We start from the raw sequence: 13,619 nt of genomic DNA on the forward strand, positions 1-13,619 counted from the left end.
GATATCCGTACGGTCATGCGACCCGAGACTCCCGACACGCTCGACCAGGCGATGGCGCGCAGCCAGGGTCTCGACACCCTGCTGCGTGATCTGACCGACCGCGCCGTGCAGGAGGTGCCCGGCGCCGTCGCGTGCTCCGTGACGGTGCGCCGCGCCGACCGCCTGATGACCCTGGCGGGCAGCTCGGGCCTGCCCAGCGGCCTGGACCTGCGCCAGTACGAGAACGGTTCGGGCCCCTGCGTGGACGCCGCCGAGACCGGGAGCCCCCGGTACGCGCCCGACCTGGCCACGGAGACCCGCTGGCCCGCGTACACGCAGTACGCGCTCGCCACCGGCGTCCGCTGTGTGCTGGCGCTGCCGCTGTTCGTCGAGGGCGCGACGGGCGCCGCGATCAACTACTACGGCGTCGAACCCGGTTCCCTGGACGGGGGACGCCGAGCGGCCCGCTCCTTCGCGGAGCGGGCCGCGGACGCCGTGCACGCGGCGCTGCGCATCGAGCGGCAGCGGGCCTCGGCGGCCGACGTGCGCACCGCCCTGCTCTCCCGCAGCGTCATCGACCAGGCGGTCGGCATCCTCATGGCCCGGGAGCGACTCGACGCCCGGGCCGCGCTGGACCGGCTGCGCCGGGTCTCGCAGGACCGGAACGTCAAGCTGCGGGACCTGTGCGGCGACGTGGTCGCCCGGGCGTCCGGCGGTGCCTCACGCGGCCGGCAGTGACTCCCCCTGCACCGCCTGGATGTCCAGCTCCACCCTGAGCGTCGTGCCGATGGCGGCGATGCCGGCCTGCAGGACCTGGTTGTAGTTCATGGCGAAGTCCTCGCGCCGCAGTTCGGTCGTCGCGCGGAACGCGGCCCGGGTGCCGCCCCACGGGTCGGCGCCGGTGCCGAGGTAGGCCAGGTCCAGGTCGACCGGCCGGACGACCCCGTGCAGACCCAGCTCGCCGTGGACCGTCCAGCGGTCGGACCCCGCCTGGGACAGCCCGGTGGAGCGGTAGGTGATCTCCGGGAAACGCTCGACGTCCAGGAAGTCAGCGGAGCGCAGGTGCGTGTCGCGCATGCCGTTGCCGGTGTCGATGGAGGCGGCCTGGATCACCGCTTCCACGCGGGACTTGGTGACGTCGTCCGGGGCGATCTCGACCGTGCCGGCGAACTGCGTGAACCGGCCGTGCACGCTGGAGATGCCCAGGTGCTGCGCGACCGCGGCCACGCTGGAGTGCGCCGGGTCGACGGTCCACGGTCCCGGCGGCGGCAGTTCGGTGCCGCCCTGGCGGGCCAGCGTCACCGTGCCGACCTCGGCCCGCCCGCCGGCGGTCACGATCGCGCTGGACGCGGCGGGCGCGTAGCCGACGGCCGTGACGATGACGGTGTACGCGCCCGGCGCCAGCGGCGTCGTGTCCCGCACCGCGCCCTCGGCGTCCGCCTCGGCGCGCAGCACCTGCGTGCCGGTCATGTCGGTCACCGTGACGACCGCGTGCGACACGGCCCATCCGTCCCGCGTACGGATCCTCGCGGTCAGTCCCATCCCGTTTTCTCCCCTGGAAGAAGGTCCGTGGGTCAGAAGGCCCTTTAGACCTGAGAAGCCTTATATATCGGTCACAAAGAGACCGGCCCGTGGCAGCGGCGCGCCTCCGCTCGGAGCGCGCGGGCCGCCACGGGCCAGGGTTTCGCTACTCGCCGGGGTGGGCGAGCTCGATGTCGTGGTCGCCGACGCCCCGGCCGGCGACCGTGAGGGCCGTCGCCACCGGCGGGTAACCGGTCGCGATGACCGTGTACTCACCGGAGTCCAGGTCGGTGAAGGCGTACGCCCCGTCAGCGCCGGTGGTGGCCGTGCCGACCACGTTGCCCGCCGCGTCGACCAGCGTCACGCGGGCGTCGGCCAGCGGACCGTGCGGGGCCCGCACGACGCCCTGGACATGCGCCCCCGCCTCCAGGTCGACCTCGACCCGGGTGACCCCGGCGCCGCCCACCTCGACGGGCAGGGCGCGCGGCCGGTAGCCGGCGGCGTTCACCGCGACGGTCACCGTGCCCGGCACCAGCTCGGCGAGGGAGAACTCGCCCTGGTCACCGGTGGCGGCGGTGGCCAGCAGGTCCCCGCGCACATCGGTCACGATCACCATCGCGTCCTTGACCGGCAGTCCGCTCTCCACGGCACGGACCAGGCCGTTGAGGCCGCTGGTGCCGCTGAGCAGGATGTCGTACGCGACCGGCTCGTCGTTCACGACGATCGTCGACGCCTGCGGCTGGAAACCGTCGGCGGAGGCGATCAGGACGTAGCTGCCCGCGCCCGGCGCGTCCACCGCGTAGGAACCGTCGGCCTGGGCGACCGACCGGCCCAGCTGCCGGCCCGCCAGCGAGATCAGCGTGACGGCGGCCTGCGGGACCGGGGCGGACTCGGCGCCGCGGACGAAGCCGCGGACGGGGATGCCACCCGGGGCGGGGGCCTCGGAGCCGGCCACCGTGGCGACGGCGGCGAGCGGCTGGGGGGCTGTCCGCGCGCCGGAGTCGGCGACCGACGTGCGGGAGAGCGCACCGGCCGGCACCGGCTCGGCGACCGCGGTGGCCTCGGCCGGGACCGGGGCCGCCGGGGAGGAGGCCTCGGCGGTGGCCTCCGCCGCCTGGGCGAGGGCGCCCGAGGTCCGCAGCGGGACCTCCTTGATGAACAGGGTCACCAGGAAGGCGAGGAAGGCGATCGGCGCGACGTACAGGAAGATGTCGGCGATGCCGTGCCCGTAGGCGCTCTCCAGCCACTCGCGGATGCCCGGGGGCAGCAGGTCCATGTCGGGGATCGAGCCGCCGCCGGAGGCCTTGGCGGCCGCCGCCTGCTCCTGCGGGCTGAGTGAGCCGATGGTGTCCGCGGCGTAGTGGCTGATCCGGGACGACATGATGGAGCCGAGCACCGAGACGCCCACCGCACCGCCGAGCGACCGGAAGAAGGTCACGACGGAGGACGCGGCACCCAGGTCGCTCGGGGCCACCTGGTTCTGCGTGCAGAGCACCAGGTTCTGCATCATCATGCCGACGCCGAGACCCATCAGCGCCATGTAGATCGCGATGTGCCAGTACGGGGTGTCGTACCGCATGGTGCTCAGCAGGCCGAGGCCCGCCGTCAGCAGCACACCGCCGGCCAGCAGCCAGCCCTTCCACTTGCCGGTCTTGGTGATGATCTGGCCGGAGACCGTGGACGACACGAACAGGCCGCCGATCATCGGGATGGTCATGACGCCCGACATGGTCGGGGACTTGTCCCGGGCCAGCTGGAAGTACTGGCTGAAGTAGACGGTGCCCGCGAACATCGCGATACCGACGAACATCGACGCGAGCGACGCCAGGGTGATGGTGCGGTTGCGGAACAGCCGCATCGGGATGATCGGCTCGCTGGCCTTCAGCTCGACGAAGACGAAGATCAGCGCCAGCACGATCGCGCCGCCGACCATGGCGCCCGTCTGCCAGGACATCCAGTCGTACTTGTCGTCGGCGAAGGTAACCCAGACGAGCAGCAGGCAGACGGCCGCGGTGACGAAGAAGGCACCGGCCCAGTCGACCTTGACCTTGCGCTTGACCACGGGCAGGTTCAGCGTCTTCTGCAGCACCAGCAGCGCGATCACGGCGAACGGCACGCCGACGTAGAGGCACCAGCGCCAGCCGAGCCAGCTGGTGTCGGTGATGACGCCACCGAGCAGCGGGCCGCCGACGGTCGCGACGGCGAAGGTCGCGCCGAGGTAGCCGGAGTAACGCCCGCGCTCACGCGGGGAGATCATCGCGGCCATGATGATCTGCGCCAGGGCGGACAGACCGCCGGCGCCCAGGCCCTGGATGACACGGGCGGCGATCAGCATGCCCGGGTTCTGCGCCAGACCGGCGACGACCGATCCGATGACGTAGACGATCAGGGCTATCTGGACCAGGGCCTTCTTGCTGACCAGGTCCGCGAGCTTGCCCCACAGGGGAGTGGAGGCCGTCATCGCCAGCAGCGAGGCGGTGACGACCCAGGTGTAGGCGCTCTGGCCGCCGCCGAGGTCCGAGACGATCTCGGGCAGGGCGTTGGTGACGATGGTGGACGACAGGATGGCGGCGAACATGCCGAGCAACAGCCCGGAGAGCGCCTCCATGATCTGCCGGTGCGTCATCGGAGCGTCTCCGGAGGAGCCTCCCCCGTGCTTGGCATGAGCCCGCACACCGGCTGGTGTGGTCGTTGCCATGGACTTCCTTTGCTTACGTGGTGATCGCGGGTGTACGGGTGGTCTGTTCGACCGCGGGCGGTGCGGCGGTCCGCGCGTGGGCGGAACGGCAGTCGTCGAAACTCGCCCTGAGCCGGGCCATGAGCCGGGTGAGCTGGCCGACCTCGTCGTCGGTCCAGTCGCTCAGGCGGTGGGCGAGCAGCTGTGTGGTGCGCTCGGACAGCTCGTCGAGCTGCGCCTGGCCCTCGGGCGTCAGGCGCAGGATGCGCGAGCGCTTGTCCGCCGGGTCGGGGGATCGTTCGATCCAGCCCCGGTCGGCTATGTGCGCGACATGGCGACTGGTCACCGACATGTCCACCGCGAGCAGCTCCGCGAGCTTGCTCATGCGCATGTCCCCGTGCCGGCCGAGCAGCGTCAGTACGGCGGCGGATCCGGCGGGGCACTCGGCCGGCAGGATGCGACCCAGCTCCCGTTTCACGGCGCCGAAGGCGCTGAACTGGCGGATCAGCTCCTCGTACTGCGCCTTCTCGGCCATGCGCACCTCCCGCATTCGTTGCTTAGGGCAACCATAGGAGCTGTTAGTTGCTGCAGGCAAATAAAAAAGGCCATCCCGGCATAAAAAGTTGGCAAAGGCAAGTATTGCGAAAGTAAACGTGCAGGTGGCGGCGGACGGGCGGGTCCGGACGCTGTCGTCCCACCCCCGCTTGGGCCGCACCGGCGGATTCGCTAGTGTCTCGGGCCATGGCTAACAACCAGGGCCCCCAGGGCAATTACGACCCCGCTGGCAGCACCCAGATGTTCCGCGCGTTCGTCGACGAGGGCGCCCCCCAGTCCCGGCAGGCGACCCCCGCCGCGTCCGCCGGCCCCCGCATCGGCCTGATCGTCGGCGTCGTGGCCGCCGTGGTGATCGTCGCGGCCGTGGCCTGGCTGGCGCTGAAGTAGGCGGGCAGCCGGACACGACGGTGAACGACGGCCGCCGCGGCACCCCTGGGGGCACCGCGGCGGCCGTCGTCCGTCGTGCGGACCTCAGTCGGAGATGAGCCCTTCCCGCAGCTGTGCCAGCGTGCGGGTGAGCAGCCGGGAGACGTGCATCTGCGAGATGCCGACCTCCTCGCCGATCTGGGACTGGGTCATGTTGGCGAAGAAGCGCAGCATGATGATCCGCCGCTCCCGGGGCGGCAGCTTGGCGAGCAGCGGCTTGAGGGACTCGCGGTACTCCACGCCCTCCAGCGCCGTGTCCTCGTAGCCGAGGCGGTCCGCGAGCGAGCCCTCGCCGCCGTCGTCCTCCGGGGCCGGGGAGTCCAGCGAGGAGGCGGTGTAGGCGTTGCCCACCGCGAGGCCGTCGACGACGTCCTCCTCGGACACGCCCAGCACGGCGGCCAGTTCGCCGACCGTGGGCGAGCGGTCGAGCTTCTGGGACAGCTCGTCGCTGGCCTTCGTCAGGGCCAGGCGCAGCTCCTGGAGCCGGCGCGGGACGCGCACCGACCACGAGGTGTCGCGGAAGAACCGCTTGATCTCTCCGACCACCGTCGGCATCGCGAAGGTCGGGAACTCCACGCCCCGCTCGCAGTCGAAGCGGTCGATCGCCTTGATCAGGCCGATGGTGCCGACCTGGACGATGTCCTCCATCGGCTCGTTGCGGGAGCGGAAACGCGCAGCCGCGTAGCGCACCAGCGGGAGGTTGAGCTCGATCAGGGTGTCCCGGACGTAGACGCGCTCCGGGCTGTCCTCGTCGAGTGCGGCGAGCCGCAGGAACAGGGAGCGGGACAGGGTGCGGGTGTCGATGGCTTCCGTTGTCGGGAGGGCCTGGGCCGGAACGGCTTCGAGGGCCGGGACGTCATCGATGGGGCCGAGCGCGTCGAGCGCGTCCGGCGCGGTCTCGCTCTCCGCGAGCGCGAGCACCTTCGAGCTGCCCTGGTCTGCGGACATGCCACCCCCTTTGGGTCGCGGGACGGTCGCGGCTCACGCTCCCACGTCGGGAACGCAGCCTTCACCTGAATACCGGAGCCGAGGCCCCGGCAAACGCGTCTCCCGCAGAATGTCACATGTCGGCAACGCGCTGTAGTGACATGTCGACATGCGAGACACGAATCGGCCCTGGAAAGACGGGGTCTGACGGTGTTTCGGCGCGAATCTGTCGGCAACAGCCCTGGTGGGCGATTCGCTCTCGCCGGTGACCGGTCGATCGTGCTTGCGGTTATGTGTCGATCCGGTTCGCGGACCTCAACCGCTGGAAGCTACGCGCCAGTAGCCGCGAGACGTGCATCTGGGAGACGCCGAGCTCCGCACTGATCTGCGACTGGGTGAGATTGCTGTAGTAGCGCAGCAGCAGAATGCGCTGCTCCCGCTCCGGGAGCTGGACGAGGAGGTGGCGGACGAGATCGCGGTGCTCGACGCCGTCCAGCGCGGGATCCTCGTAGCCGAGCCGGTCCAGCAGCCCCGGCAGCCCGTCGCCCTCCTGGGCGGCCTCCAGCGAGGTGGCGTGGTACGACCGCCCCGCCTCGATGCAGGCCAGCACCTCGTCCTCCGAGATGCGCAGCCGCTCGGCGATCTCGGCGGTCGTCGGGGAGCGCCCGAAGGCGGTCGTCAGGTCCTCGGTGGCACTGTTGACCTGCACCCACAGCTCGTGCAGCCGGCGCGGTACGTGGACCGTGCGGACGTTGTCGCGGAAGTACCGCTTGATCTCGCCGACCACCGTGGGCATCGCGAACGTCGGGAACTGCACGCCCCGGTCCGGGTCGAAGCGGTCGATGGCGTTGATGAGCCCGATGGTGCCGACCTGGACCACGTCCTCCATCGGCTCGTTGCGGGAGCGGAAGCGCGCGGCGGCGTAACGCACCAGCGGCAGGTTGGCCTCGATGAGCGCCGCCCGTACCCTGTCGTGCTCCGGCGTGCCGGGCCGGAGCTCCTTGAGCTCGGCGAAGAGGACCTGGGTCAGGGCCCTGGTGTCCGCGCCTCGGCTGCGCCGCGGAGCGGCTTCCCCGGCCGGTGCTTCCTGGGGTGGTGCTTGAGGCGCAGTACTGGCCGGCACGGTCAACTCCACCTCATGATCCGTCAGCGTCCGTCAAATGCGGTCATAGCATCACAAGACAGGTGCTCCAGGCGCAAGCACCACATAACGCCGTGTTGAGGATGTATAAGGATGAATTGGACATGCAGGTCACATGGGTGGCCCGCACCGCTTCGATGCGGGCCGGTCGTGCGCTCGTCCTAGAACTCGTAGTCGGCGATCACCCAGGTGGCGAACTCCCGCCACAGGGCGACACCCGCCTGGTGCGCCGGATGCTCCAGGTAGCGCTTGAGCGCGGCGGCGTCCTCCACCGCCGAGTTGATCGCGAAGTCGTGGGCGATGGGCCGGTCGCTGATGTTCCAGCCACACTCCCAGAAGCGCAGCTCCTCGATCTGGCCGCCGAGCGCCCGGAACGCCTCGACGCCCTCCACGACGCGCGGGTCGTCGCGCTCGACGCCCTCGTCGAGCTTGAACAGCACCAGGTGGCGGATCATCACTTTCCTCCGTTGGCGGCCCAGGTCATGAAGTCGCCGATGGCGCCGGCGGCGTCGGATATGCCCTCGAACCCTATCTGGACGTAGTCGGCGGCCTTGGCCGGGTCCGTGATGATCACGTACAGCACGAAGACCACGAGTACGTAGACGGCGATCTTCTTCGCGTTCACCGCCACCGCGGCCTCCCCTGTCCCACTGATGCACGCCTGCCGCTCATGATCGCACGAAGGGCCCCGTCTTTCGACGGGGCCCTTCACAAGCGGTAGCGGAGGGATTTGAACCCTCGGTGACTTGCGCCACACTCGCTTTCGAGGCGAGCTCCTTCGGCCGCTCGGACACGCTACCGAGGGAGACCTTACAGCACAGTGCGGCATGGTCCGAAATCCGTATTCAGCGCGTGCGGAAGAAGTCCGTGAGCAGCCGGGCGCACTCCCCGGCCAGCACGCCCTCGATCACCTCGGGACGGTGGTTGAGCCGCCGGTCGCGCACGACGTCCCAGAGCGAACCGGCCGCGCCCGCCTTCTCGTCCCGGGCGCCGTAGACGACCCGGTCCACCCGGGACTGCTGAAGCGCGCCCGCGCACATCGTGCAGGGCTCCAGCGTGACCACGAGCGTGCAGCCGGCCAGCCGCCACTCACCCAGCTCGGTGGCGGCCCGCCGGATCGCGAGGACCTCCGCGTGCGCCGTCGGGTCACCCGTGGCCTCGCGTTCGTTGTGCCCGGCCGCGAGCACGGTGCGGCCGTCCGGGGCCAGCACGACGGCGCCGACGGGGACGTCCCCGCCCCGGACGGCCGCGCGGGCCTCGTCCAGGGCGAGCCGCATCGCCGGACGCCAGCGGTCGCGCACCGGGTCCGGTGTTGTTCCCTCGTCGGTCCGTGCGGTCAGCGGACGGTCTCCAGGACTTCCGAGGCGCCCAGGGCCTCGGCGATCTCACCGAGCGCGTCGTTCGACATCGAGCGCAGCTCCTTCTCGCTCACACCGAGGTCCTGGAGGATCTCGGTGTCGCCGACCGGGCCGTGCGGCACGGCGGCCTCGGCGGAGCCCGCCTCCCCGTCGGCATCGTCGTCGTCGGCGTCGTCGGACTCGCCGTCCTCCGTGCCGTCGAGGTCGAGGGCGTCGAGGTCGTCGCCGTCGTCACCCGGCTCTCGGCCGAGCAGCTCGTCGGTGAGCAGGATCTCGCCGTAGCTGCTGCGGGCGGCCGCGGCGGCGTCCGAGACGTAGATACGAGGGTCCTCCTCGCCGTCCACGCGGACGACACCGAACCACGCGTCCTCCTGCTCGATCAGCACGAGCACCGTGTCCTCGTCGGGAGAGGCTTCCCGGGCCAGGTCGGCCAGATCCGACAGGGTCTCCACATCGTCGAGCTCCGTGTCGCTCGCTTCCCACCCGTCTTCGGTGCGCGCGAGCAGTGCGGCGAAGTACACCGTGACTCTCCCACTGGTCATAGGCGTGCCGGTTGGGGATCCCCCCGGCGGAGGTTGCGGGCGGGGAAGCGGTGCTCCGAGCCCCACCCACTCGGAATCGTGGCAGAAACAAGGGCGTCAGGGGACGTCTTCGGCTCCCTGTGTCCGGCCGTTTTGCCGCGGCTCCGGGCACGCGTCGTGAGGGACTCACCAGCGCACTCGTTGCCGTCACTTGCGGATCGTACGCGGGTTTTCCCGGCACCCGCGCACCCCCGTTCACGCAACGTCGGCGCGGCGTGCGATCTTCCCCATCCGGCCGCCTACCAGCGGAACGTTCGCATCCGCATCGCGTGGCGCAGCCGGGCGGCCTTGGCGCGGCGCGGCTGCACGCGGTCCCGCAGCGCCCGGGCCTCCGCCAGCTCGCGCAGGAACTGGGCCCTGCGCCGACGCCGTTCGGCGTCCGTGTCCGTCCCCGCGCCCGGCTCCTCGTGCGGCTGCGGGGACGGCGTGTCGTGGAAGTCCCGGTCAGGCACAGTCTCACCACCCAGCGTGCGTCCTCCCCTCCCCTTCCCCCGGACGGGCGGTTTGACGCCGCCGTGCGGGTGACGCCGCCGACCGGAGCTTGCCCGGCGGCGGGGACGCCGGGCCCACGGGGCCCGGTTACTGTGGTGGACATGCGTCTCCACGTCGTCGACCACCCCCTGGTCGCCCACAAGCTCACCACGCTGCGCGACCAGCGCACCGACTCCGCGACCTTCCGCCGTCTCGCCGACGAGCTGGTCACCCTCCTCGCCTACGAGGCCACGCGCGACGTGCGCACCGAACAGGTCGACATCGACACGCCGGTCGCACGGACCACCGGCGTCAAGCTCTCCCACCCGCGCCCGCTGGTGGTGCCGATCCTGCGGGCCGGCCTCGGCATGCTCGACGGCATGGTGCGGCTGCTGCCGACCGCCGAGGTCGGCTTCCTCGGCATGATCCGCAACGAGGAGACGCTGCAGGCCTCCACGTACGCCACCCGCATGCCGGAGGACCTCTCCGGGCGCCAGGTGTACGTCCTGGACCCGATGCTGGCCACGGGCGGCACGCTGGTCGCGTCGATCCAGGAGCTGATCAAGCGCGGCGCCGACGACGTGACGGCCGTGGTCCTGCTCGCCGCCCCCGAGGGCGTCGAGCTCATGGAGCGCGAGCTGGCCGGCACCCCGGTGACCGTCGTGACGGCCTCGGTCGACGAGCGCCTCAACGAGCACGGCTACATCGTGCCGGGCCTCGGGGACGCGGGCGACCGCATGTACGGGGCTGCCGAGTAGCGCGGCTGCCGTCCGGCGCTCAGCAGTCCTTCTTCTCCGCGGTGGCTGTCGGCCGCGGCGCGGCCAGCGCGGCCGTCGCCCGGTCGGCCTCCGCCTTCACCGCCAGGCCCTTGAAGCCGTTGCCGATGATGAGGTCGACGGTGGTGTCCTTGCGGGCTGCGTCGGCACGGCGTTCGGCTGCGGGCAGCTGGGCGCCGAGCACGGGCAGCGAGGTCTTCAGGGCGGCGGCGGGGCCGAGCAGGATGCCGGTGCCCTCCACCTTCTTGTCGAACTCCTTCGGCGCGTTGGTCACGTCGCCGATGCGGAAGCCGCGCTTCTTGAGCTCGTCGGCCGTCTTCTGGGCGAGTCCGGAGCGGGTGGTGGCGTTGAGCACGTTGACGGTGATGCGCCCCGGCGCGGGCAGGGACGCGGCGTCGGCCGTGGTGCCGGGCGAGGCGGTCGCCTCGGCGGGGCAGTCCGCCGCGCCGCCGGCCGCCGAAGCCTTGTCGCCGCCGGTGAAGACGTCGACCAGCTGCAGCGTGCCCCAGCCGAGCACCCCGAGGACGGCGGCGCAGGCGCCCACGAGGAGCGCGAGCCTGCCGCGCCGCCGGGACGGCCGCATCCGCGGGTACTTGTCCCCCGTGACCCGGTACTGGCCGCCCATCCCGGGGGGAGTCAGCATGCTCATGGGCGCAGCGTAATGCGCCCGGACGGCGATGCCTACTAGATGATCATTCGATGAGCCGTGGTTCCGGCCAAGACAACCCGAAAGGTCCAAGGCCCCCGGGAGCCGGGGCTCGTCAGTCGAGTTCGAGGACCCTCGCGTGCAGCACCTGGCGCTGCTGGAGCGCCGCGCGCACCGCGCGGTGGAGGCCGTCCTCCAGGTACAGGTCGCCCTGCCACTTCACGACGTGGGCGAAGAGGTCGCCGTAGAAGGTCGAGTCCTCGGCGAGCAGGGTCTCCAGGTCGAGCTGGCCCTTGGTCGTCACGAGCTGATCGAGGCGGACCGGGCGCGGCGCGACGTCCGCCCACTGCCGGGTGCTTTCCCGGCCGTGGTCGGGGTACGGCCGGCCGTTTCCGATGCGCTTGAAGATCACACGGAAAGCCTACCGGCCCAGACGTTCCGGGCGCAGCCATGGCGGCGGAGTGCGCCGCTGCAAAAGATGCACCAAACGGGGGCAAACGGGAACGGGGTGCCGGGACGAGCGGCCGTGAGGGCGTCCCGCCGGCCACCGTCGCCGAGCCGTCCGGAGGCGCTCCGGACCTGTCGTCCGGGCCCGAAACATCGCCGCCGGCCACGCCTTCACCGGTCCGGCGCCCCGCTGCGGGACGGCGTCCGCCCGCCGGGTGCCCGGGACCGTGTCCCGCTGTCCGTGCCGGACCGCCACGGGCGGGGAGCCGGCGCCACCGGCGCCCGCACGGGACGGCGGAGACGGTGGACCCGCCTCCGCCGTTCGGGCCTGCCCGGTCAGTCACGCCTCCCTTCCCGCGCGGGCCGCTGCCGATCCCGCGGGTCTTCCGACTTCGAGTCGGGCTTGGGCGTGCGGCGGGCGGCCTCGGCGCGCAGCAGGGCGCGCAGGACGGCGTAGGGGTCGTTGAGCATGGCCTGTACCTCGTTCCGTGTCGTGGTGGTCGCGTGTTCGTGCGCGGGCCGATGAACCGGTGGCCGGTCCGGTCAGCAGCGCAGGACCACGGAACGCGGGGCACGCGGGGAGGGCGGCGACCCGGACGGAAGGGGTACGGAGGGCAGGGCGGCGTGCGCGGGCGCGGCGGGCGTGAGGACCGGGGCCCGGCGGGGTACGACGGCACGCCGGCCGTCGCGGACCGGGAGCCGCGGGGCGGTGTCGAGGTGGTCGTACTCCGCGACCGCAGCGCCACCACCGCCGCCGCCCAGTCCGTTGCCGCCGCCGGATCCGCCGCTCTCCGCGGCCACCACCGGGGCGGGCGCCGCCTGCGCGGCCTGTGTGTGCATGCCCGGCACGAGCAGGGCGAGCAGCAGCACCAGCGCCCGCAGCCAGGCGCTGCGGCGGCCGGTCGGCGGGGGGCCCACGCCGCGTCGTGTCCCCGCCCGGCGTACGCGGCTCATCGCGCCGGGCGCGGCAACCGCTCGCTCGGCGTGGGCCCTGCGCGGCCGGGACACGGGACGGGCGCCGCTCACAGTGTGCGCGGGACCTTCCGGGCACGGCCCCGGATCCCCAGGGACGTGACGATCTCGACCACCCCGACGACGACGAGCCACCAGCCGCCGATCACCGTCAGGACGGCGACCGACTCGACGGGTGAGGCGATCAGGACGATGCCGGCGATCACGGTGACGATCCCGAGGAAGATCTGCCGGCCGCGGGCGGGCATCGCCGGGTCGTGGGCGGCGGCGACGGTCTGGGTGATGCCGCGGAACAGCCAGCCGATGCCGATCCACAGCCCGAGCAGCAGGACCGACTGCAGGGGGCCGCGGAAGCAGAACAGGCCCAGCAGGATCGAGACGGTGCCGCTGATGAAGGCCATCACCCGCAGCGACGTCGTCCGGTGCGTGCCGAAGGCGGACGCGAGCTGCAGGACGCCGCTGACGAGGAGGTAGAGACCGAAGAGCACGCCGGCGGCGCGCACGGACGCGCTGGGCCAGACCAGGACGAGCACCCCCAGGACCAGGGAGGCGATGCCGGTCAGCAGGACCGACTGCCACGCGGCCCGGGACAGCAGGTGCAGCGGTCCCTCGAAGGGCGGCTCGGGTTCGTGGCCCCCGCCGGGTGGGCCGGCGGTGGGCGCGTGCCAGGCGTGGACCCTGCGGTCGTCGTACTCCTGTCCCCGGGGGGACCCGCTCGGTGGCTCGGTCATGGTCCATGCTGGGAGCGCCCGAGCCCGCCCCGCCACCTGAGACGGTCCACCGGGCTGACCCACCCCTCCGCCGGACCCGACACGGCCGACCCCGCCCGGCCCGCCCCGAGCGGGACCGCGTGACCGGGTTCGTTGAGGGAGTCTTGTTCGGTTGGACCGGGCGCGGCCCCGGTTCGGCGGGCCGGCGGGGCTTGACGGCCGGGTCGGGCGCGATGTGGCGGGTGTGGGTCGAGGGGGTCTGGTCGGTTGGACTGGGCGCGGCCCCGGTTCGGCGGGCCGGCGGGGCGTGACGGCCGGGTCGGGCGCGATGTGGCGGGCGTGGGTCGAGGGGGACTGGTCGGTTGGACTGGGCGCGGCCCCGGTTCGGCGGGCCGGCGGGGCGTGACGGCCGGGTCGGGCGCGATGTGGCGG

Annotated in this window: 18 protein-coding genes and 1 tRNA gene; 3 read left to right on the top strand and 16 right to left on the bottom strand. The window is 72.2% G+C overall.

The features are described 5' to 3' along the window. Window positions 1–15: 15 nt before the first annotated feature. Entirely contained in the window at window positions 16–717 is a 702-nt protein-coding gene (locus tag IE260_RS07340) for a GAF and ANTAR domain-containing protein (protein WP_189869651.1), read from the top strand. On the opposite strand, the gene IE260_RS07345 is transcribed toward IE260_RS07340, so the two are convergent. The 3 genes from IE260_RS07345 to IE260_RS07355 form a co-directional block, all read right to left on the bottom strand. Beyond that, a complete protein-coding gene (locus IE260_RS07345) occupies window positions 700–1,521 on the bottom strand; it encodes a YceI family protein (RefSeq protein ID WP_189869652.1) in 822 nt (273 codons plus the stop codon). The genes IE260_RS07340 and IE260_RS07345 overlap by 18 nt on opposite strands. Window positions 1,522–1,666: 145 nt before the next feature. Next, entirely contained in the window at window positions 1,667–4,126 is a 2,460-nt protein-coding gene (locus tag IE260_RS07350; protein WP_465270558.1) for an MFS transporter, read from the bottom strand. 85 nt (window positions 4,127–4,211) lie between these two features. Next, window positions 4,212–4,712: a MarR family winged helix-turn-helix transcriptional regulator gene (locus tag IE260_RS07355; protein WP_189869654.1), complete on the bottom strand. Its 501-nt coding sequence runs from the start codon at window positions 4,710–4,712 to the stop codon at window positions 4,212–4,214. 206 nt (window positions 4,713–4,918) lie between these two features. On the opposite strand from IE260_RS07355, the gene IE260_RS07360 reads away from it, so the two are divergent. Next, window positions 4,919–5,119: a hypothetical protein gene (locus tag IE260_RS07360; protein WP_189869655.1), complete on the top strand. Its 201-nt coding sequence runs from the start codon at window positions 4,919–4,921 to the stop codon at window positions 5,117–5,119. 84 nt (window positions 5,120–5,203) lie between these two features. On the opposite strand, the gene IE260_RS07365 is transcribed toward IE260_RS07360, so the two are convergent. From IE260_RS07365 to IE260_RS07400, 8 genes are all read right to left on the bottom strand, one after another. Further along, window positions 5,204–6,106 (bottom strand): RNA polymerase sigma factor SigF, encoded by a 903-nt coding sequence (locus tag IE260_RS07365; RefSeq protein WP_189869656.1) that lies wholly within the window; start codon window positions 6,104–6,106, stop codon window positions 5,204–5,206. Between the two features lie 268 nt (window positions 6,107–6,374). After that, window positions 6,375–7,208: an RNA polymerase sigma factor SigF gene (locus IE260_RS07370; protein ID WP_189869657.1), complete on the bottom strand. Its 834-nt coding sequence runs from the start codon at window positions 7,206–7,208 to the stop codon at window positions 6,375–6,377. 179 nt (window positions 7,209–7,387) lie between these two features. Next, window positions 7,388–7,681: a Dabb family protein gene (locus tag IE260_RS07375; protein ID WP_189869658.1), complete on the bottom strand. Its 294-nt coding sequence runs from the start codon at window positions 7,679–7,681 to the stop codon at window positions 7,388–7,390. Continuing rightward, entirely contained in the window at window positions 7,681–7,857 is a 177-nt protein-coding gene (locus IE260_RS07380; protein WP_189869659.1) for a hypothetical protein, read from the bottom strand. The genes IE260_RS07375 and IE260_RS07380 overlap by 1 nt, the downstream gene beginning before the upstream one ends. An 84-nt stretch (window positions 7,858–7,941) precedes the next feature. Then, window positions 7,942–8,026, bottom strand: a tRNA-Ser gene (locus IE260_RS07385). Between the two features lie 45 nt (window positions 8,027–8,071). Next, a complete protein-coding gene (gene tadA / locus IE260_RS07390) occupies window positions 8,072–8,503 on the bottom strand; it encodes a tRNA adenosine(34) deaminase TadA (protein WP_229880509.1) in 432 nt (143 codons plus the stop codon). Window positions 8,504–8,562: 59 nt separating this feature from the next. Further along, complete coding sequence (locus IE260_RS07395) at window positions 8,563–9,105, bottom strand: tRNA adenosine deaminase-associated protein (protein WP_189869728.1); 543 nt, start codon at window positions 9,103–9,105, stop codon at window positions 8,563–8,565. A 299-nt stretch (window positions 9,106–9,404) separates the two neighbouring features. Next, window positions 9,405–9,617, bottom strand: coding sequence for a hypothetical protein (locus IE260_RS07400; protein WP_189869661.1), 213 nt, complete (start codon window positions 9,615–9,617; stop codon window positions 9,405–9,407). 141 nt (window positions 9,618–9,758) lie between these two features. Between IE260_RS07400 and upp the strand changes: the two genes are divergently transcribed. Continuing rightward, complete coding sequence (upp, locus tag IE260_RS07405; RefSeq protein ID WP_189869662.1) at window positions 9,759–10,394, top strand: uracil phosphoribosyltransferase; 636 nt, start codon at window positions 9,759–9,761, stop codon at window positions 10,392–10,394. Window positions 10,395–10,413: 19 nt separating this feature from the next. Here upp and IE260_RS07410 read toward each other — a convergent pair whose 3' ends face one another. The 5 genes from IE260_RS07410 to IE260_RS07425 all read right to left on the bottom strand — a co-directional run bounded on the left by IE260_RS07410 (window position 10,414) and on the right by IE260_RS07425 (window position 13,208). After that, on the bottom strand, window positions 10,414–11,037 hold the full coding sequence (locus IE260_RS07410) for a LytR C-terminal domain-containing protein (RefSeq protein ID WP_189869729.1): 624 nt from the start codon (window positions 11,035–11,037) through the stop codon (window positions 10,414–10,416). A gap of 136 nt (window positions 11,038–11,173) precedes the next feature. Continuing rightward, entirely contained in the window at window positions 11,174–11,470 is a 297-nt protein-coding gene (locus tag IE260_RS07415; protein WP_003999914.1) for a type II toxin-antitoxin system VapB family antitoxin, read from the bottom strand. A gap of 371 nt (window positions 11,471–11,841) precedes the next feature. Then, window positions 11,842–11,976, bottom strand: a complete 135-nt coding sequence (locus IE260_RS42555; protein WP_268254919.1) for a hypothetical protein — start codon at window positions 11,974–11,976, stop codon at window positions 11,842–11,844. A gap of 72 nt (window positions 11,977–12,048) precedes the next feature. Beyond that, window positions 12,049–12,423 (bottom strand): hypothetical protein, encoded by a 375-nt coding sequence (locus IE260_RS07420; protein ID WP_229880493.1) that lies wholly within the window; start codon window positions 12,421–12,423, stop codon window positions 12,049–12,051. Between the two features lie 104 nt (window positions 12,424–12,527). Continuing rightward, the gene (locus tag IE260_RS07425; RefSeq protein WP_189869663.1) at window positions 12,528–13,208 is read right to left on the bottom strand and encodes an HdeD family acid-resistance protein; all 681 of its coding nucleotides are present in this window, start codon (window positions 13,206–13,208) and stop codon (window positions 12,528–12,530) included. Window positions 13,209–13,619 lie beyond the last annotated feature (411 nt).

The organism is Streptomyces viridiviolaceus (assembly GCF_014650995.1).
In the GTDB taxonomy this organism is placed as follows: domain Bacteria; phylum Actinomycetota; class Actinomycetes; order Streptomycetales; family Streptomycetaceae; genus Streptomyces; species Streptomyces viridiviolaceus.